Genomic DNA, 20,281 nt, shown 5'->3' with positions numbered 1-20,281 from the left:
CCGATAAACAGGCTTCGTGGTTTGACCAGTACGGTCATTGGCCGCTCGCGGTCGGGTAGATGCCGTCAGACAAATCCTTCAGTGCCGCCGGTAAACGCGGCCCGAGCCCGCCGACCAGCAGCGTCGGATCCAGCTCCAGCACCCGTCCGGCCTTGGCCGCGCGGCTTGAATTGAGAATGGGGTTTTCCTTGAACAATGCCGCTTTTGCCGCCTCACCGCTCAACGCCCGATCAGCGAACACCAGCACTTCAGGATCGAGCCCGGCCAGCGACTCCACGGAGAACGGCTTGTAACCGGTATGCGTCGCCAGGTTATGTCCGCCGGCCCGTTGCAGCAGCCAGTCGGCGGCAGTGTCCTTGCCGGCAATCAATGGCTTGCCGCCGGCATGCCCGATCAGCACCAGCACACCGGGCGCTTTATGTTTGGTCTGCAACTCGGCGACTCGGGCTTTCTGCGCGGTTAGCTGCTGTTGATAACTTTCCAGCAACTGCGCCGCCTGGGCTTGCGCGCCGAGCAACTGCCCGAGATGCGTGATGTTTTTTTCCAGGGTCGACAGATCCGGCTGCGCCGAGAACAGTTCGACCTGTACCTTGGCGCTTTTCACTTGAGCGATAACCGGTGGCGGGCCCATTTCTTCGGTGCCGATAAGGATGTCCGGGCGCAGATTGAGAATGCCTTCTGCCGAGAGACTGCGTTGATAGCCGATGCTGGGCAGCTTCTTCAGCGATTGCGGATGCTGGCTGGTGGTGTCGACCCCGACCAGTTTGGATTCGCCACCCAATGCACTCACCCACTCCGAAAGCGCCCCACCGGCGCTGACCCAACGCTGTGGCAAATCGGCAGCTGTCGCCTGAAGGCTGGCGAGCAGTCCGACACACAGCACGGCAACGCGGGTAATCAGGCGCATACGCAGCTTTCCTTGAAAAGTTTTCCCAGGCAGCGAACCGGCGGGCCAAGTATCCTTGACGGCGGTTGCGCGCAGTGGGCGAAGGCGGCCATTTGATAATTGTTTGCATTTAAACGTCAAGCTCGGACATTTCCTGAAACGAGCCGACACTTGAGGATAGCCATGAAGTTTTTGTGCGCCGGTACCGATCTCGCTGAGGCCGGCAGCCGTGGGTTCGACATCGATGGCAACAAACTGTTTGCCGTGCGCCGAAATGGCCAAGCCTATGTTTATCTCAATCGTTGCCCGCATCGTGGCGTCGGCCTGGAATGGCAGCCCGACCAGTTTCTCGACCCGAGCAACAGCCTGATCCAGTGCGCCACCCACGGCGCACTGTTTCTGATCGAAGATGGTGAATGCGTCGCCGGGCCCTGCGCCGGGCAATCGCTGACCGCCATCCCCTGCCGCGAAGATGCCCAGGGGCTGTGGATAGATGTTTAACCGTTGAGCAAAACGTCCAGCCGCCGGTCGATTACCATCTCTTCGTGGTTCAAGCGCACGCCGTAGGCCAGCACTTCGACCCCGCATGCAACGGCCTCGCGCAGGGCATCCGCGTAGGCCGAATCGATTTCCTCGGCAGGTCGCACGGCCTCGATGCCGCTGAGATTGACGCAATACAACTGCACCGCACGAATACCGTCACGGGCCAGATGCGCCAGCTCGCGCAGGTGTTTGGCACCACGCTGGGTAACCGCGTCGGGAAACGCCGCCACGTTGGTTCCATCGAAGCCTAACGTGACGCTTTTTACTTCCACGTAGGCCGGGCCACTCGGGTATTCAAGGCGGAAATCGATGCGGCTCTTTTCCTGACCGTACGCCACTTCGCGTTTAAGCGCCGTGAAGCCGTTCAACTCACTGATGACTCCGGCCTGCAGCGCCTCTTCAACCAGCGCGTTGGCGCGGCCGGTGTTCACGCAAAACAGCCGGCCCTGCGGGGTTTCACCGATTTCCCAGGTGCCGGGCAGCTTGCGTTTCGGGTCGTTTGAGCGACTGAACCACACCTGCCCGCCCTCGACCTGGCAGTTAAGCATCGAGCCGGTATTCGGGCAGTGCAGGGTCAACAGCTCGCCATTGACCGTTTCAACGTCCGCCAGAAAACGTTTGTAGCGGCGAATCAGCCGCGCCTCTTCCAGAGCCGGATAAAAGCGCATCAGCCTTGCCAGCTCTTCAAGCCGCGAGCGATACGTTCCACCGCTTCCTGTAAGCGAGGGAGGTTTTGCGTGTAAGCGAAACGCACATGGTGGCTGGCCTGATAACGCCCGAAATCCAGGCCCGGGGTGAAGGCAACGTGCTCGGTTTCGAGGAAATGACGGCAGAACGCGAAGGCATCACCGCCGAACTGGCTGATATCGGCGTACAAGTAAAACGCCCCTTCCGGCTCGACGGCGATGTTGAAACCCAACTCGCGCAGTGCCGGCAGAAGGAAGTCGCGGCGGCGGCCAAATTCGGCGCGGCGCTCCTCGAGGATGCTGATGGTGTCCGGCTCGAAGCAGGCCAAAGCGGCATACTGCGCCATGCTCGGGGCGCTGATGTACAGGTTCTGGGCGAGTTTTTCCAGCTCACTGACGGCCGCATCCGGCGCCACCAGCCAGCCGAGACGCCAACCGGTCATGCCGAAATATTTGGAGAAACTATTGAGGACAAAGGCGCTGTCATCGACTTCCAGCACACTGGCGGCATCGGTGCCGTAAGTCAGACCGTGATAGATCTCGTCCACCACCAGATGCCCGTGCCGCGCCTTGATCGCTGTGGATAACCCGGCCAGTTCATCGCGGGTCAGGATGGTTCCGGTGGGGTTGGCTGGCGACGCCACCAAGGCACCGACGCTGTCGTGGTCCCAGTGCCGCGCCACCAGATCCGGAGTCAGTTGGTAACGCACGTCCGGCCCGACCGGCACCAGTTGTGCCGCGCCTTCGACCAGACGCAGGAAGTGCCGGTTGCACGGGTAGCCCGGATCCGCCAGCAGCCAGTGTTTGCCAGGATCGACAAGCAAGGCACTGGCCAGCAACAGGGCGCCGGAGCCACCCGGCGTGATCAGGATCCGTCGTGGATCGATGTTCAAACCGTAACGTGTCTGATAGAACCCGGAAATCGCCTCGCGCAACTCGGGAATACCCCGCGCGGCGGTGTAGCGGGTCTTGCCCGCCGTCAGCGCAGCCTGCCCGGCACGGATGATCGGCTCGGCCGTGGTGAAGTCCGGCTCGCCGATTTCCAGGTGGATCACGTCGTGACCTTCGGCCTGCAGTTCGTTGGCCCGCGCCAGCAGCGCCATTACATGGAACGGTTCGATCGCACGACTGCGCGCACTGTAAGGCTGAGCCATTGGTTTTCCTTCGACGGGGAAAAAGAGACGATTCTACCCATCTGCCGGAACGAGCGAGAACCCGTCGCGGTCACAGCCTCAAGAACGCTGGACTGTAACGATATGCGCGTACGCTCCAGGATTGACTAAAATCAGAGATTGATCAGGTCTCCATCACTGTCAGACATGGCTTGCCAGACTTCTGCAAGCGCCACCCGCCGGGGCCTCGACATCCGGGAGTAGCGCAGGCCGAATTGATCTGGTAAGTTCGCCCGCTTGCAGCCGCAGGGCCGGCAGGTGTCGGTGATGGAGCAATCCTGCGCAATGGATTACAAGAGTAGAGGCGGTCCATTTCATGCCCACCCAAGCAAAGCAACAGCAGCAAGTGACGATCAGCGGCTTCGAACCTTACGTTCCGAAGGAAGGCGAGGAGTACATGGGCGCCCCGATGCGCGCGCACTTCACCAAGATCCTGAACAAGTGGAAACAGGACTTGATGCAGGAAGTCGACCGTACTGTTGATCACATGAAAGACGAAGCGGCCAACTTCCCTGACCCGGCCGACCGTGCCAGCCAGGAAGAAGAATTCGCCCTCGAGCTGCGCGCCCGCGATCGCGAGCGCAAACTGATCAAGAAGATCGACAAGACCCTCGAACTGATCCAGGACGAAGAGTACGGCTGGTGCGAGTCCTGCGGCATCGAAATCGGCGTCAAGCGCCTCGAGGCCCGTCCTACTGCGGATCTGTGCATCGACTGCAAGACCCTGGCGGAAATCAAGGAAAAGCAGGTCGGCAAGTAATCTCGACCTGAATGAAAAACGGAGCGTGCGAACGCTCCGTTTTTGTTTCTGCCCTTTTGCCTTTGCCCTTTATGCCTTGCTTTTGTGGGAGGGGGCTTGCTCCCGAATGCGGCCGGCCATTCAACATCCAGGTTGTCTGAACTGACGCTTTCGCGAGCAAGCCCGCTCCCACAAGGGTAATGTTTCTACCTTTTGCCCTGTTTGCGCTTTTGGTGGGAGGGGGCTTGCTCCCGAATTCGGTGTGTCATTCAACATCAAAGATGTCTGAGCCGACGCTTTCGCGAGCAAGCCCGCTCCCACAGGGGTAATCTGCGCGGATCCTGAAAAGTTATATTGTCCACATGACTGCCAAAACCGCCCCCGCCTACATCGGCCGCTTCGCCCCGACCCCCAGTGGCCACCTGCACTTCGGTTCGCTGGTTGCCGCCCTCGCCTCTTATCTCGACGCACGCGCGGTCGGCGGGCGCTGGCTGGTGCGCATGGAAGATCTCGATCCCCCACGGGAAGAGCCCGGCGCGCAGGTGGCCATTCTCAAGGCGTTGGAAAGCTACGGTTTCGAATGGGACGGCGAGATGGTGCGCCAGAGTGACCGGCACGACGCCTACGCCGAAGTCCTCAACAGTCTGTTCAATCACGGCCTGGCCTACGCCTGCACCTGTTCGCGCAAGCAACTGGAGCCGTATCACGGCATGTACCCGGGCTTGTGCCGCAACGCCGGGCATGAGCAGCAAGACGCGGCGATCCGCCTGCGCGTGCCGGAACTGGAATACCACTTCATCGACCGGGTGCAGGGCGAGTTCCGCCAGCATCTGGGGCGCGACGTCGGCGATTTCGTGATTCGCCGCCGCGACGGCCTCTACGCCTATCAACTGGCGGTGGTGCTGGATGACGCCTGGCAAGGCATCACCGACATCGTGCGCGGTGCCGACCTGCTCGATTCCACGCCGCGCCAGCTCTACCTGCAAGAACTGTTGGGCCTGCGTCAGCCCCGCTATCTGCACCTGCCATTGATCACGCAGCCGGACGGCAACAAGCTCGGCAAATCCTACCGTTCGCCGCCGCTTGAGGCCGATCAGGCCACGCCGCTGCTGTTGCGAGCCTTGCGTGCGCTGGGGCAAAACCCCGGTGCCGAACTGGCCCATGCCACACCCGAGGAATTGCTGAAATGGGGCGCAGCCCACTGGGATGCATCGAAGATCCCGCGCACACTGACCCTGCCCGAAGCGCAACTGCAATGACGACACTTGCAGTGGCGCGCCCATCCGTTACCATCGCCGCACGTTTTCGGGCACGCGCATAAAAAAGAGAGGCCGGGATGTACATCTATCGCTTGGTCCTGCTTCTGGTCGTGGGAATCTATCTGTTTTCACCAGCCATCATGGATTGGTGGATCGACGCCACGGGCGCCTGGTATCGGCCGTATCTGCTCTGGTTGATCCTGATTGTCGTGACCTTCATCCTGCAGAGCCAAAAAGATGCCGATGAGCTTTAGCCTGACTCAGATGATCCTGGTCAGCGCCGCGTACCTGACGGTGCTGTTCGGCGTCGCCTGGATCAGCGAACGGGGCATGATCCCGCGAGCGATCATTCGCCACCCGCTGACCTACACCCTGTCGCTGGGGGTCTATGCCAGTGCCTGGGCGTTTTACGGCACGGTGGGGCTGGCCTATCAGTACGGCTACGGTTTTCTCTCCAGTTATCTCGGGGTGTCCGGCGCGTTTCTGCTGGCACCGGTGCTGCTGTATCCGATCCTGAAAATCACCCGCACCTATCAACTGTCGTCGCTGGCGGACCTGTTCGCCTTCCGCTTCCGCAGCACCTGGGCCGGCGCGCTGACCACGATCTTCATGCTGATCGGCGTACTGCCGCTGCTGGCATTGCAGATTCAGGCGGTGGCCGATTCCATCGGCATCCTCACCGGCGAGCCGATCCAGAGCCGCGTCGCGCTGGCGTTCTGTGCGCTGATCATTCTGTTCACGATCTTTTTCGGCTCCCGGCATATCGCCACCCGCGAGAAACACGAAGGGCTGGTGTTCGCGATTGCCTTCGAATCGGTGATCAAACTGATAGCCCTCGGCGGCGTCGGCCTCTATGCGCTGTACGGCGTGTTCGACGGCCCGCAACAGCTTGAACTGTGGCTGCTGCAAAACCAGACCGCCCTCGCCGCGCTGCACACGCCGCTGCAGGAAGGGCCGTGGCGCACGCTGTTGCTGGTGTTCTTCGCCTCGGCGATCGTGATGCCGCACATGTACCACATGACCTTCACCGAAAACCTCAATCCGCGCTCGCTGGTCAGTGCCAGTTGGGGCCTGCCGCTGTTCCTGTTGCTGATGAGTCTGGCGGTGCCGTTGATTCTCTGGGCCGGCCTGAAGCTCGGCGCCACCACTGACCCGGAATACTTCACCCTCGGCATCGGCATTGCCGCCAACAGCAAACCGCTGGCCTTGCTGGCGTACGTCGGCGGATTATCGGCGGCCAGTGGCTTGATCATCGTCACCACCCTGGCGCTGTCGGGCATGGCCCTGAACCATCTGGTGCTGCCGCTCTATCAGCCGCCGGCCGAAGGCAATATCTACCGCTGGCTGAAGTGGACCCGCCGGGCGCTGATCGTCGCGATCATCATGGCTGGCTTCTGCTTTTACCTGATGCTCGGCGCCGGGCAGGATCTGGCCAACCTCGGCATCGTCGCCTTCGTCGCCACCTTGCAGTTCCTGCCCGGCGTGCTCTCGGTGCTGTACTGGCCGACCGCCAACCGGCGCGGCTTTATCGCCGGCTTGCTGGCGGGGATTCTGGTGTGGGTGGTGACCATGCTGTTGCCGCTGGTCGGCAACCTGCAGGGTTTCTACATTCCACTGCTGAACATGATCTACGTGCTGGACGACACCAGCTGGCACATGGCGGCCATTGCCTCGCTGGCGGCCAACGTGCTGATGTTCACCCTGATCTCTCTGTTCACCAACGCCAGCCCTGAAGAAGCCAGCGCCGCCGAAGCCTGCGCGGTGGATAACGTACGCCGTCCGCAACGTCGCGAACTGCACGCCGCCTCGCCCCAGGAGTTCGCCACGCAACTGGCCAAACCGCTGGGCGCCAAGGCGGCGCAGAAAGAAGTCGAGCAGGCCCTACGCGACCTCTATCTGCCGTTCGACGAACGCCGTCCTTATGCCTTGCGCCGCTTGCGCGACCGCATCGAAGCCAACCTCTCCGGCCTGATGGGCCCGAGCGTGGCGCAGGACATGGTCGAAACCTTCCTGCCGTACAAGGCTGGCGGCGAAAACTACGTAACCGAAGACATCCACTTCATCGAAAGCCGTCTCGAGGACTACCACTCGCGCCTCACCGGGCTGGCCGCCGAACTCGACGCCTTGCGCCGCTACCACCGCCAGACGCTGCAGGAGCTACCGATGGGTGTCTGCTCGCTGGCCAAGGATCAAGAGATCCTGATGTGGAACAAGGCCATGGAAGAACTCACCGGCATCGCCGCGCAACGGGTGGTCGGTTCGCGCCTGAGCACCATCGCCAATCCGTGGAAGCAATTGCTGCAAGGCTTCATCAACCTGCCCGATGAACATTTGCACAAGCAGCACCTGGCCCTCGACGGCCAGACCCGCTGGCTCAATCTGCACAAAGCGGCGATCGATGAACCGTTGGCCCCGGGCAACAGCGGCCTGGTGCTGCTGGTGGAAGACCTGACCGAAACGCAGATGCTCGAAGACAAACTGGTGCACTCAGAACGTCTGGCGAGCATCGGCCGACTGGCGGCGGGTGTGGCCCATGAAATCGGCAACCCGATCACCGGCATCGCCTGTCTGGCGCAGAACCTGCGCGAAGAGCGTGAAGAAGATGGCGAACTGACGGAAATCAGCGGGCAGATTCTCGAACAGACCAAGCGCGTGTCACGCATCGTGCAGTCGCTGATGAGCTTCGCCCATGCCGGCAGCCACCAGCACAGCGACGAACCCGTCTGTCTGGCCGAAGTCGCGCAGGATGCAATTGGCCTGCTGGCGCTGAACCGGCGCAACTTCGAAGTGCAGTTCTACAACCTGTGCGACCCCGATCACTGGGTCGAAGGCGATCCGCAGCGCCTCGCCCAGGTGCTGATCAATCTGCTCTCCAATGCCCGCGACGCCTCGCCGCCGCACAGTGCCGTACGGGTCAAGAGTGAAGCCGGCGAACACACGGTCGATCTGATCGTCGAAGACGAAGGCAGTGGTATTCCGCAGAACATCATGGACAGATTGTTCGAACCTTTCTTCACCACCAAGGATCCGGGTGAAGGTACCGGACTGGGCCTTGCACTGGTCTATTCCATCGTTGAAGAGCATTATGGACAAATCACCATCGACAGCCCGGCTGATGTACAAAGCCAGCGCGGCACCCGTATCCGGGTGACCTTACCGCGTCATGTCGAAGCGACGTCCGCTGTGAACTGAGACCGTCGAGAGTATCGAATCAATGCCGCACATTTTGATCGTCGAAGACGAAACCATTATCCGCTCCGCCTTGCGCCGCCTGCTGGAACGTAACCAGTATCAGGTCAGCGAAGCCGGTTCTGTGCAGGAAGCACAAGAACGCTTCAGTATTCCCACATTCGATCTGATCGTCAGCGACCTGCGCCTGCCTGGCGCCCCCGGCACCGAGCTGATCAAGCTTGGCCAGGGCAAACCGGTGCTGATCATGACCAGCTACGCCAGCCTGCGCTCGGCGGTCGACTCGATGAAGATGGGCGCGGTGGACTACATCGCCAAGCCTTTCGATCACGATGAAATGCTTCAGGCGGTCGCGCGGATCCTGCGTGATCACCAGTCGACGCCTGCCGCCGGCGAAGTGCCTGCCGGCAAAGCAGCCAATGGCAGCGGCAAGTCGTCTGTCGACAACAGCAACGGCGAGATCGGCATCATTGGCTCGTGCCCGCCGATGCAGGATCTGTACAGCAAGATTCGCAAAGTCGCACCGACCGATTCCAATGTCCTGATCCAGGGCGAATCCGGCACCGGTAAAGAGCTGGTGGCCCGCGCCCTGCACAACCTGTCCAAGCGCGCCAAGGCACCGATGATTTCGGTGAACTGCGCTGCCATTCCGGAAAGCCTGATCGAGTCCGAACTGTTCGGCCACGAAAAAGGCGCGTTCACTGGCGCCAGCGCCGGTCGCGCCGGTCTGGTGGAAGCGGCGGACGGCGGCACGCTGTTCCTCGACGAGATCGGCGAACTGCCGTTGGAAGCCCAGGCCCGTCTGCTGCGCGTGCTGCAGGAAGGCGAGATTCGCCGCGTCGGTTCGGTGCAGTCGCAAAAGGTCGATGTGCGTTTGATCGCCGCGACCCACCGCGACCTCAAGAGCCTGGCGAAAATCGGTCAGTTCCGTGAAGACCTGTATTACCGTCTGCACGTGATTGCCCTGAAATTGCCGGCCCTGCGTGAACGTGGCGCCGACGTCAACGAAATCGCCACCGCGTTCCTCGCTCGCCAGAGTGCGCGCATCAACCGTACCGACCTGAAATTTGCCGCCGATGCCGAACAGGCCATCCGGCACTATTCCTGGCCGGGTAACGTGCGCGAGCTGGAAAACGCAGTCGAGCGCGCAGTGATCCTGAGCGAAAGCCCGGAAATCTCTGCCGACCTGCTGGGCATCGACATCGAGTTGAGCGATCTGGAAGACGACGAGTTCATCGGCTTGCCTGCGCAAACCGCAGGTAACACCAGCAACAGCAGCCATGAGCCGACCGAGGACCTGTCGCTGGAAGATTACTTCCAGCACTTCGTTCTTGAGCATCAGGACCACATGACCGAGACCGAACTGGCGCGCAAACTGGGCGTCAGCCGCAAGTGCCTGTGGGAACGCCGTCAGCGCCTGGGCATTCCACGGCGCAAGACCGGGGTCGCCAGCGAGAGCTGAACGTTACCTGTCGAGTGTGCGCGTAACGCTTGAAGATGTGAAAAAACTGTTACCTCAGTCCTTTCACGTAACAGAAGCCGGGGTTATCGGTAACGAAACCCCGGCTTTTTTTCGCCCCGAGAAAACCGTTATATCGACCTAACCCCTTGTTTTATTGGGCTTCGCAAAAGTTGGCACGGCACCTGCTATATGTTTGGTACAAGAACAATAACAAGCAATGCACAAGACAATAAAAATAAGACGAATCGACTCACGCACAATAAAAACAAGACGGCGAGAGGCGCAGCTAACTGATTCTTTTGGAGAGGCGTTGTATTTGGGGCTAGCCCCACGACCAGGCCGAGAACAACAAAAACTGTCCTAAGACAGAGCCTGTACTGGTTGGATCGCAAGATCACTGCAACACAGCGACCAAAGCAATCCGTTTGCTCTTGGCTCCCGATTGGGAGGGTCATGAAGGAAAAGCTTCATGGCGAGGGCACTCAACAAAAACAAGAAGCCCGAATCAATAATAAAAAGAGCACGCAACTACTTCTGGGGGAGCTTCGGCTCCCCTCGTAGTTTCTTCCCCCCCGCAAAAACCCGCCCCCAAAGCCTTTAGCCTGCGACTTACAGCGCAAATCCGCTGCGTCCTACACCATCCCCCGACTAAATGCTAGAATCTGCGCCCATCATGCGGTCATTCTTTGGTATGGCCGAACATTCCTTCAAACAGTGCATCCCATGCTGAAGAAGCTGTTCCAGTCATTCCGAACTCCCGTGCGTCGTACGCAACACATCCGCAGCACCCCTGAAGTGCTCAACAGCGGCCAACATTCGCTGCAGAAGGGGCAATTCAGCCGCTATGCGGTCAATATCGTCGAACGCTTGCAGGGCGCCGGCTACCAGGCCTATCTGGTCGGTGGTTGCGTGCGAGACATGCTGCTGGGCATCACGCCCAAGGACTTCGACGTCGCAACCAGCGCCACCCCCGAGCAAGTCCGTGCCGAATTCCGCAATGCGCGGATCATCGGTCGCCGCTTCAAACTGGTGCACATTCATTTCGGTCGCGAAATCATCGAAGTCGCGACCTTCCGCGCCAATCACCCGGTCAATGAAGACGACGAGGACAGCAACCAGTCTTCGCGTAACGAGAGCGGGCGGATTCTGCGTGACAACGTCTACGGCACCCTGGAAGAAGACGCGCAACGCCGCGACTTCACCATCAACGCCTTGTATTACGATCCGGTCAGCGAGCGCATTCTCGATTACGCCAACGGCGTACACGACATCCGCAATCACCTGATCCGCCTGATCGGCGATCCGAAGCAGCGTTACCAGGAAGACCCGGTGCGCATGCTGCGTGCCGTGCGTTTCGCCGCCAAGCTGAATTTCGGCATCGAAAAACACACCGTGCAGCCGATTCGCGAACTGGCGCCGATGCTGCGCGAGATCCCGTCGGCCCGCCTGTTCGAGGAAGTGCTCAAGCTGTTCCTCTCCGGCCATGGCGCGATCACGTTCGAGATGCTGGTCGATCTGCAACTGTTCGCCCCGCTGTTCCCGGCCAGTGCCGACGCACTGGAGCACAACCCGGAATACACCCACACGCTGATCAGCGAAGCGCTGACCAACACCGACCTGCGCATCAAGCAGAACAAACCGGTAACCCCGGCATTCCTGTTTGCCGCCCTGCTCTGGCCTGCCCTGCCGGCTCGCGTATTGCGCTTGCAGGAACGTGGCATGCCGCCGATCCCGGCGATGCAGGAAGGTGCCCACGAGCTGATCGCCGAACAGTGCCAGCGCATCGCGATTCCGAAACGTTTCACCATGCCGATCCGCGAGATCTGGGACATGCAGGAACGCCTGCCACGCCGCAGCGGCAAGCGCGCCGACCTGCTGCTGGACAATCCACGTTTCCGCGCCGGTTACGACTTCCTGCTGCTGCGTGAAAGCGCTGGCGAGCAGACCGACGGTCTGGGCGAATGGTGGACGGATTATCAGGACGCCAACGACAGCGAGCGTCGCGAGATGATTCGCGAACTCAGCGGCAAGGGCGATGACGGCAGCGGCGCGCCGCGCAAACGTCGCCGCAGCAGCGGTTCCAAGCGCAAGCGCGCCGGAGCTCCGAGCGCGTCGGGCGAATAAGGCATGGAACGCATCTATATCGGCCTGGGCAGCAACCTCGCTGACCCGGCCGAACAATTGCGCAGCGCGCTCAGCGCGCTGGGGCAATTGCCGCAGACTTCCCTTGCTGGTGTTTCGGCGTTCTATCAGAGCGATTCACTGCTGCCGGGACAACCGCGTTACACCAACGCGGTCGCCGCCCTCGACAGTGATCTCGCGCCGCTCGATTTGCTCGATGCGCTGCAAGCCATCGAGAACGACCAGGGCCGCGAACGCCTCGAACGCTGGGGCCCGCGCACGCTTGATCTGGATATCCTGCTGTTCGGCGATCGGCTTATCGACGAGCCACGCCTGAAAGTCCCGCATTATCAAATTCAGGAACGGGCGTTCGTGCTCTATCCCCTGGCCGAACTGGCTCCCGCAGACCTGCGCCTGGCCGATGGCCGCGCGCTGTCCGATCTGCTCGCCGCCTGCCCGTTCGTAGGCTTGGAACGCCTCGCGCACGCTTGAAACCACTCCCCCTGTGGGAGCGGGCTTGCTCGCGAAAAGGTCGTGTCAGACACTCAATCAGTCAACAGACCCACCGCTTTCGCCAGCAAGCCCGCTCCCACATCGAGTATTCCAATTCTGTTTTTTTGTCGGACAAAAAACCCGCCAATCAGGCCCGCCGCGCCGCTGAATCGCATCAGTAACGCCGGTAACACTCCCCTCGTAACAATGCGGTAACACACGCAATTGACTTCCGCTTGGCTCCTCACGACTATAGGCGTCCCGCTGCCGCCAACCCGGCACATACGGGCGCAATCCAGGCCTTATAAGCACGACAAAAGAGCGTGCGCCTGAGTAGACGAAGAATCACGCGCGTTACTCGCAGTAGTTTCCAGAGCGCCTGAACGAGGATTTTTTACATGCCAGCCATCACCCTGACCACGCTCCAGAGCCTCAAGCAGAAAGGTGAAAAGATCACCATGCTGACCTGCTATGACGCGACCTTCGCCCACGCCTGCAACGAGGCCGGTGTCGAAGTGCTGCTGGTGGGCGACTCCCTCGGCATGGTTCTGCAAGGGCACGACAGCACCTTGCCGGTGACCATCGCAGAAATGGCCTACCACACCGCCTGCGTCAAACGCGGCAACACCGATGCCCTGATCCTGGCCGACCTGCCATTCATGGCCAACGCCACTATTGAGCAAACCCTGACCAACAGCGCCATGCTGATGCAGGCCGGCGCGCACATGATCAAGGTCGAAGGTGCGCTGTGGCTGGCGGAGTCGATCCGCCTGCTGGCCGAGCGCGGTGTGCCGGTCTGCGCGCACATGGGCCTGACCCCACAAGCGGTGAACATTCTTGGCGGCTATAAAGTGCAGGGCCGCAACGAGAACCAGGCGCGGCAGATGCGTGCCGACGCGATCTCGCTGGAACAGGCCGGCGCAGCCATGCTGCTGCTGGAATGCGTGCCGAGCGAACTGGCCGCCGAAATCAGCCAGGCCGTGAAGATTCCGGTCATCGGCATCGGCGCCGGTAGCGATACCGACGGCCAGGTACTGGTGCTGCACGACATGCTCGGCCTGTCGATCACCGGCCGCGTGCCGAAATTCGTCAAGAACTTCATGCAGGGTCAGGACAGCATCCAGTCCGCACTGAAGGCCTACGTCAACGAAGTCAAAGGCGTTACTTTCCCTGGGATCGAACACGGATTCTCTGCATGAACACCGTTAAAACCGTACGCGAACTTCGCGCCGCCGTGGCGCGCGCCCGCAGTGAAGGCAAGCGCATCGGCTTCGTGCCGACCATGGGCAACCTGCATAGCGGCCACATTGCGCTGATCACCAAAGCCACTCAGCGCGTGGATTTCGTGGTCGCGAGCATTTTCGTCAACCCGCTGCAGTTCGGCGCCGGCGAAGACCTCGACAAGTACCCGCGCACCCTGGCGGCGGATCAGGAAAAGCTGCTGCAAGCCGGCTGCCACTTGCTGTTCGCCCCGACCGTCGAAGAAATGTACCCCGACGGCATGGCCGGGCAGACCCGGGTCAGCGTGCCGCAACTGTCTGAAGGCCTGTGTGGCGCCAGCCGTCCGGGGCACTTCGAAGGTGTGGCGACGGTGGTCAGCAAGCTGTTCAACATGGTCCAGCCGGATCTGGCGATCTTCGGCCAGAAAGACTTCCAGCAACTGGCGGTGATCCGCGCGCTGGTGCATGACCTGAACATGCCGATCCAGATCATCGGCGAACCCACCGTGCGTGCGGCCGATGGCCTGGCGCTGTCGTCGCGCAACGGCTTCCTCAGCGAAGATCAACGCGCGGTGGCGCCAGTGGTCTACCGCACCCTGAGCGCGATTGCCGAGTCGATCAAACAAGGCGAGCGTGATTTTCCGGCGCTGATCGCAGCCCAGGTGCAACAGCTGGAAGCCGCCGGCCTGCGTCCGGATTACCTGGAAATCCGTCATGCCCTGACCTTGCGTCCGGCAACGGCTGAAGACCGCGATCTGGTGATTCTGGTGGCCGCGTTCCTCGGCACCACACGGTTGATCGACAACCTGCACCTGAACCTCGATAGCCCGACTTAACCAACACCGCAATACCCCTGTGGGAGCGAGCCTGCTCGCGAACGCGATTTGTCAGCTGACAACGATGTCGACTGTTCCGACGCTTTCGCGAGCAGGCTCGCTCCCACAGTGTTTTTCAGTGTTCTGAAATTTGCATTTCAAGCCATATTGCCGCCCCCAAAGCCTTCGGGCACACTGCCCGCCGTTTGCTTCCAACCCGGGAAATCCCTCATGCACGCCATCATGCTCAAGGCCAAGCTGCACCGCGCCGAAGTCACTCACGCGGTACTCGATTACGAAGGTTCCTGCGCCATTGATGGCGAGTGGCTGGACTTGTCCGGCATCCGTGAGTACGAGCAGATCCAGATTTATAACGTCGACAATGGCGAGCGTTTCACCACCTACGCGATTCGTGGCGAAGAAGGTTCGCGGATGATTTCGGTGAACGGCGCAGCCGCGCACAAAGCCAAGGTCGGCGACCGCGTGATCATTTGCGCCTACGCCCATTACAGCGAAGCGGAACTGCTGAATTTCAAGCCGCGCATGCTGTACATGGCGCCAGGCAATGAGCTCAGCCACACCAGCAACGCCATTCCGGTTCAGGTGGCCTGAGCCGCTTCGACGCGTCACTCCCCTTCCGTTGGTCGGCCCGTTCCCGGTATTGATGTTAAAAAAGTACAGGGAACAGGTCAGAAGAAGTCAAGACAGATCGCAGCGCGAGGTTTACTGTATTCGCCCTGCGTTGAAAAATCGTGTCGACGCATTTGACCCTCGCCCAAACATGGCGTATCGGTCTGTTCTGTGTTCAAAAGGCCGTTCAAGTAAAAAGGAAAACCGCAGCGATGGCGTACTACCGCACTCCTCATGACGTTACCGCTCTGCCTGCCTGGCAAGCGTTGAAAGATCACCGCCAAGCCATGCAGGATTTCAGCATGCGCGAAGCCTTCAACGCCGATCCGCAGCGCTTCAATCAATTCACGCTCAGCAGCTGCGGACTGTTTCTCGATTATTCGAAGAACCTGATCAACGCCGAAACCCGCAACCTGCTGGTGGGCCTGGCCAATGAAGTCGATCTGAAAGGCGCGATCAAAGCGCTGTTCGACGGCGAAATCGTCAACGCCTCCGAAGGCCGCCCGGCGCTGCACACCGCTCTGCGCCGCCCGGTGGGCGACAAGCTGTCGGTCAACGGCGTCAACGTGATGCCGGAAGTGCACAAGGTGCTGAACCAGATCACGGATCTGGTCGGCCGCATCCACGACGGTCTGTGGCGTGGTTACACCGAGAAGCCGATCACTGACGTGGTCAACATCGGCATCGGTGGTTCGTTCCTCGGCCCGGAGCTGGTCTCCGAAGCGCTGTTGTCCTACGCGCAGAAAGGCGTGCGTTGCCATTACCTGGCGAACATCGACGGCAGTGAGTTCCACGAACTGACGCAAAAGTTGCGCGCCGAAACCACACTGTTCATCGTTTCGTCGAAATCGTTCAACACCCTCGAAACCCTGAAGAACGCTCAGGCCGCCCGCGCCTGGTATCTGGCTCAGGGTGGTTCGGAAGCCGAGCTGTATCGCCACTTCATCGCGGTATCGAGCAACAACGCTGCGGCCGTTGCGTTCGGCATCCGTGAAGAAAACATCTTCCCGATGTGGGACTGGGTCGGCGGTCGTTACTCGCTGTGGTCGGCCATCGGTCTGCCGATTGCTTTGGCCATCGGCATGTCCAACTTCAAGGAACTGCTGTCCGGTGCCTACACCATGGACCAGCATTTCCAGAGCGCACCGTTCGAACAGAACATGCCGGTGCTGCTGGCCCTGCTCGGCGTCTGGTACGGCAACTTCTGGGGCGCGCAAAGCCACGCGATCCTGCCGTACGACCACTACCTGCGTAACATCACCAAGCACTTGCAACAGCTGGACATGGAATCCAACGGCAAGAGCGTGCGTCAGGACGGCACTTCGGTGTCGACCGATACCGGCCCGGTGATCTGGGGCGGCGTCGGCTGCAACGGTCAGCACGCTTATCACCAGTTGCTGCACCAGGGCACCCAACTGATCCCGGCCGATTTCATCGTGCCGATCGTCAGTTTCAACCCGGTCTCCGACCACCATCAGTGGCTGTACGCCAACTGCCTGTCGCAGAGCCAGGCGCTGATGCTCGGCAAGACCCTGCCGGAAGCCGAAGCCGAACTGCGCGAAAAAGGCATGAGCGAAGAGCAGGTGCACAAACTCGCGCCGCACAAGGTGATCCCGGGCAACCGTCCGAGCAACACCCTTGTGGTCGAACGCATCAGCCCGCGTCGCCTCGGCGCGCTGGTCGCCATGTATGAGCACAAAGTGTTCGTGCAGAGCGTGGTCTGGGGCATCAACGCCTTCGACCAGTGGGGCGTGGAACTGGGCAAGGAACTGGGCAAAGGCGTTTACAACCGTCTGGTCGGCAATGATGAAACCGTCGCTGACGATGCTTCCACCCAGGGCCTGATCAACTACTTCCGCGGTCGTCACCGCGGGTGATTTGATGGCACCGCTGTAACCCTGTGGGAGGGGGCTTGCTCCCGAATGCGATGTGTCATTCAGCAGAAATGTTGACTGATACACCGCATTCGGGAGCAAGCCCCCTCCCACAGTTGTTTAAGGTGCATTCAAAATCAGATTCCGAATCCGGCTTGAACCTGTCGACCTCTCGGCGCATCTTTATTCTTCGCACAACAAGAATAAGGAACCGTCATGTTCGATATCAGCACGTTCCCCAAAGCCGATGCCGTCCGCCGGGCTGCGCAGTTGAGTCAGGACGACTACAAGCGCCTGTACCGCGAATCGATTGAACACCCCAGCGCCTTCTGGGCCGAACAGGCCACGCGCTTCCTCGACTGGAGCACACCGTGGCAGACCGTTCAGCGTTACGACCTGAAAACCGGTGAAGCGTCCTGGTTTGCCGGCGGCCAACTGAACGTCAGTTACAACTGCATCGACCGCCACCTCGCCCAGCGCGGCGAGCAGACCGCGATCCTCTGGGAAGGCGACGACCCGGCCGAATCAGCGCAGATCACCTACAAAAAACTTCACCATCACGTCTGCCGCCTGGCCAATGTGCTGAAAAGCCGTGGGGTGAAAAAAGGTGATCGGGTGTGCATCTACATGCCGATGATCCCCGAGGCGGCCTACGCCATGCTCGCCTGCGCGCGAATCGGCGCGATTCACTCGGTGGTGTTTGGCGGTTTCTCCCCGGACTCATTGCGCGACCGCATTCTCGACGCCGACTGCCGCACCGTGATCACCGCCGATGAAGGCGTGCGCGGCGGCAAGTTCGTGCCGCTCAAGCACAACGTCGACAAGGCCCTGCAAAGCTGCCCGGACGTCAGCACCGTCGTCGTAGTCGAGCGCACTCAGGGCAAGGTCAATTGGCTCGAGGGTCGTGACCTCTGGTATCACCAGGCCGTGCGTGACGTCAGCGATAACTGCCCACCGGAGCCGATGGACGCCGAGGATCCGCTGTTCATCCTTTATACCTCCGGCAGCACCGGCAAGCCCAAGGGCGTGCTGCACACCACCGGCGGCTACCTGCTGCAAGCGGCGATGACCTTCAAATACGTGCTCGATTACCGCGAGGGCGAGGTGTTCTGGTGCACCGCCGACGTCGGCTGGGTCACCGGCCACAGTTACATCGTCTACGGCCCGCTGGCCAACGGCGCGACCACGCTGATTTTCGAAGGCGTGCCGAGTTATCCGAGCACTTCGCGCTTCTGGCAGGTGATCGACAAACACCACGTCAACATCTTCTACACCGCGCCGACCGCCCTGCGCGCGTTGATGCGTGAAGGTGCCGAACCGTTAAAGGAAACGTCGCGCGCCAGCCTCAGATTACTCGGCAGTGTCGGTGAGCCAATCAACCCGGAAGCGTGGGAATGGTATTTCAACGTGGTCGGCGAGCAGCGCTGCCCAATTGTCGATACCTGGTGGCAGACCGAAACCGGCGGCATCATGCTCAGCCCGCTGGTCAGTGCGCAACGAATCAAGCCGGGTTGCGCCACACAGCCGATGTTCGGTGTGCAACCAGTGCTGCTCGACGAGCACGGCAAGGAAATCAAAGGCGCCGGCAGCGGCGTGCTGGCGATCAAGTCGAGTTGGCCGGCGCAGATCCGCAGCGTCTACGGCGACCCGCAACGGATGGTCGACACCTATTTCAAACCCTACCCCGGCTATTACTTCACTGGCGACGGCGCACGCCGCGACGAGGACGGCGACTACTGGATCACCGGACGCATCGATGACGTGATCAACGTCTCCGGCCACCGCATCGGCACCGCCGAAGTGGAAAGCGCGCTGGTGCTGCACGACAGCATCGCCGAGGCGGCCGTGGTCGGTTACCCGCACGACGTCAAAGGCCAGGGCATCTACGCCTTCGTCACCCCCATGAACGGCGTCGAACCGAGCGATGAGCTGAAGAAAGAATTGCTCGCCCACGTCAGCAAGGAAATCGGCAGCTTCGCCAAACCGGACCTGATCCAGTGGGCGCCGGCCTTGCCGAAAACCCGTTCAGGCAAGATCATGCGGCGCATCTTGCGCAAGATCGCCTGCAACGAACTCGACAGCCTCGGTGACACCTCGACCTTGGCCGATCCGAGCGTGGTGCAAGGTTTGATCGACAAGCGCCTGAATCAGTAACGTCCGCGGCGCGGTCACCCGGCCGCGCCCGTCCACCCGCAATGAGTTGTCATGGAATTCATCCGCAGCCGTATCGAAAACCAACTCATGAGCCTGACGGGGCTGTCCCTCGGTCAGCTCGACCTGGAAAACCCCAAGGGCGATCCCGGGCTGTTCGGGCCGGACTCGGTCAGTTGGCAAGTGCATGGCGATTTCAGCAGCATGCTGATCGGCGGCATCAGCGCGTTGTTGTTGCAAGCCTTGCATCCGCTGGCGCTGGCCGGGGTCTGGGACCATTCGAATTTTCGTCAGGACATGCTCGGTCGTTTGCGCCGCACCAGTCAGTTTGTCTCCGGCACCACCTTCGGCTCGCGCCGCGACGCCGAATGGCTGATCGACAAAGTGCGCACCATTCACCTGCAAGTGGTCGGCACTGCGCCGGATGGCCGGCCTTACGCGGCCAGCGATCCGGACCTGCTGACGTGGGTGCATGTGGCCGAGGTCAGTCACTTTCTTGCGGCGCATTTGCGTTACCGCAACCCGCAATTGTCGGCGGCGGATCAGGATCGTTACTACGCGGAAATCGCCGTGGTCGCGGAGCGCCTGGGTGCGCGGGACGTGCCGAAATCGCGGCAGGCCGTGGCCGACTATCTGCAATGCATGCGCCCGCAACTGCTCTGTGATGAGCGCAGCCGCGAAGTCCTGCGCCTGCTGCTCGATGCCCCGGCCCCGAGCGTGCTGGCCCGACCGTTTGGCGACTTGATGATGAAGGCCGGCATCGATCTGTTGCCGGACTGGGCCAGTGACATGTTCGGGATACGGCAGAACCCGCTGCAACGCCAGCTGATCCGCGCCAGTGTCAAGCGCAGTGCGCCGATGCTGCGCTGGGCGATGCGCAACGGTTCGGTGCAGCGGGCCAAGCGGCGGATGGGAGTGCTGACCTGAAAAGCTTCGCGAGCAAGCCCGCTCCCACAGGGAATCCATGGTGTAAATCAGCCCCCTTGTGGGAGCGGGCTTGCTCGCGAAGGGCTTAACTCGGTTGCCCGCCAAACTGCTAAAC

Annotated in this window: 17 protein-coding genes; 14 read left to right on the top strand and 3 right to left on the bottom strand. The window is 61.0% G+C overall.

Features of this window, described 5'->3' with window-relative positions:
* Window positions 1–34 precede the first annotated feature (34 nt).
* A complete protein-coding gene (locus tag AC3WMV_RS27195; RefSeq protein WP_103367316.1) occupies window positions 35–907 on the bottom strand; it encodes a heme/hemin ABC transporter substrate-binding protein in 873 nt (290 codons plus the stop codon).
* Between the two features lie 162 nt (window positions 908–1,069).
* Here AC3WMV_RS27195 and AC3WMV_RS27190 point away from each other — a divergent pair, with 162 nt between their 5' ends.
* Entirely contained in the window at window positions 1,070–1,387 is a 318-nt protein-coding gene (locus tag AC3WMV_RS27190) for a Rieske (2Fe-2S) protein (protein WP_103367315.1), read from the top strand.
* Here AC3WMV_RS27190 and sfsA read toward each other — a convergent pair.
* The gene (gene sfsA, locus AC3WMV_RS27185) at window positions 1,384–2,097 is read right to left on the bottom strand and encodes a DNA/RNA nuclease SfsA (protein WP_103367314.1); all 714 of its coding nucleotides are present in this window, start codon (window positions 2,095–2,097) and stop codon (window positions 1,384–1,386) included. The genes AC3WMV_RS27190 and sfsA overlap by 4 nt on opposite strands.
* Entirely contained in the window at window positions 2,097–3,269 is a 1,173-nt protein-coding gene (locus tag AC3WMV_RS27180) for a pyridoxal phosphate-dependent aminotransferase (RefSeq protein WP_103367313.1), read from the bottom strand. The genes sfsA and AC3WMV_RS27180 overlap by 1 nt, the downstream gene beginning before the upstream one ends.
* 334 nt (window positions 3,270–3,603) lie before the next feature.
* On the opposite strand from AC3WMV_RS27180, the gene dksA reads away from it, so the two are divergent.
* The 13 genes from dksA to AC3WMV_RS27115 all read left to right on the top strand — a co-directional run bounded on the left by dksA (window position 3,604) and on the right by AC3WMV_RS27115 (window position 20,166).
* Window positions 3,604–4,047: an RNA polymerase-binding protein DksA gene (gene dksA, locus AC3WMV_RS27175; RefSeq protein WP_027614094.1), complete on the top strand. Its 444-nt coding sequence runs from the start codon at window positions 3,604–3,606 to the stop codon at window positions 4,045–4,047.
* 341 nt (window positions 4,048–4,388) lie between these two features.
* Window positions 4,389–5,285, top strand: a complete 897-nt coding sequence (gluQRS, locus tag AC3WMV_RS27170) for a tRNA glutamyl-Q(34) synthetase GluQRS (protein WP_103367312.1) — start codon at window positions 4,389–4,391, stop codon at window positions 5,283–5,285.
* A 77-nt stretch (window positions 5,286–5,362) separates the two neighbouring features.
* Window positions 5,363–5,539 (top strand): hypothetical protein, encoded by a 177-nt coding sequence (locus AC3WMV_RS27165; protein WP_003176118.1) that lies wholly within the window; start codon window positions 5,363–5,365, stop codon window positions 5,537–5,539.
* Complete coding sequence (locus tag AC3WMV_RS27160) at window positions 5,523–8,477, top strand: sensor histidine kinase (RefSeq protein WP_027614096.1); 2,955 nt, start codon at window positions 5,523–5,525, stop codon at window positions 8,475–8,477. The genes AC3WMV_RS27165 and AC3WMV_RS27160 overlap by 17 nt, the downstream gene beginning before the upstream one ends.
* Before the next feature lie 22 nt (window positions 8,478–8,499).
* Complete coding sequence (locus AC3WMV_RS27155; RefSeq protein ID WP_103367311.1) at window positions 8,500–9,936, top strand: sigma-54-dependent transcriptional regulator; 1,437 nt, start codon at window positions 8,500–8,502, stop codon at window positions 9,934–9,936.
* A 723-nt stretch (window positions 9,937–10,659) separates the two neighbouring features.
* A complete protein-coding gene (locus AC3WMV_RS27150) occupies window positions 10,660–12,060 on the top strand; it encodes a polynucleotide adenylyltransferase PcnB (protein WP_103367310.1) in 1,401 nt (466 codons plus the stop codon).
* 3 nt (window positions 12,061–12,063) lie between these two features.
* Window positions 12,064–12,549 carry a 2-amino-4-hydroxy-6-hydroxymethyldihydropteridine diphosphokinase gene (gene folK, locus AC3WMV_RS27145; RefSeq protein ID WP_103367309.1) on the top strand — a complete coding sequence of 162 codons (486 nt, stop codon included), beginning with the start codon at window positions 12,064–12,066 and terminating at the stop codon, window positions 12,547–12,549.
* A gap of 398 nt (window positions 12,550–12,947) precedes the next feature.
* A complete protein-coding gene (panB, locus tag AC3WMV_RS27140; protein ID WP_103367307.1) occupies window positions 12,948–13,748 on the top strand; it encodes a 3-methyl-2-oxobutanoate hydroxymethyltransferase in 801 nt (266 codons plus the stop codon).
* Complete coding sequence (gene panC / locus AC3WMV_RS27135; RefSeq protein ID WP_103367306.1) at window positions 13,745–14,605, top strand: pantoate--beta-alanine ligase; 861 nt, start codon at window positions 13,745–13,747, stop codon at window positions 14,603–14,605. The genes panB and panC overlap by 4 nt, the downstream gene beginning before the upstream one ends.
* A gap of 210 nt (window positions 14,606–14,815) precedes the next feature.
* Complete coding sequence (gene panD / locus AC3WMV_RS27130; RefSeq protein WP_003228271.1) at window positions 14,816–15,196, top strand: aspartate 1-decarboxylase; 381 nt, start codon at window positions 14,816–14,818, stop codon at window positions 15,194–15,196.
* A 230-nt stretch (window positions 15,197–15,426) separates the two neighbouring features.
* Window positions 15,427–17,091, top strand: coding sequence for a glucose-6-phosphate isomerase (pgi, locus tag AC3WMV_RS27125; protein ID WP_103367305.1), 1,665 nt, complete (start codon window positions 15,427–15,429; stop codon window positions 17,089–17,091).
* 213 nt (window positions 17,092–17,304) lie between these two features.
* Window positions 17,305–19,242, top strand: a complete 1,938-nt coding sequence (gene acs / locus AC3WMV_RS27120) for an acetate--CoA ligase (RefSeq protein ID WP_103367304.1) — start codon at window positions 17,305–17,307, stop codon at window positions 19,240–19,242.
* Window positions 19,243–19,293: 51 nt separating this feature from the next.
* The gene (locus tag AC3WMV_RS27115; protein WP_103367303.1) at window positions 19,294–20,166 is read left to right on the top strand and encodes an oxygenase MpaB family protein; all 873 of its coding nucleotides are present in this window, start codon (window positions 19,294–19,296) and stop codon (window positions 20,164–20,166) included.
* The last annotated feature ends 115 nt before the right edge of the window (window positions 20,167–20,281 follow it).

The organism is Pseudomonas sp. FW305-3-2-15-E-TSA4 (assembly GCF_058787295.1).
The sequence above is the reverse complement of the archived record's forward strand: the minus strand, read 5'-3'. Positions and strand labels throughout refer to the sequence as shown.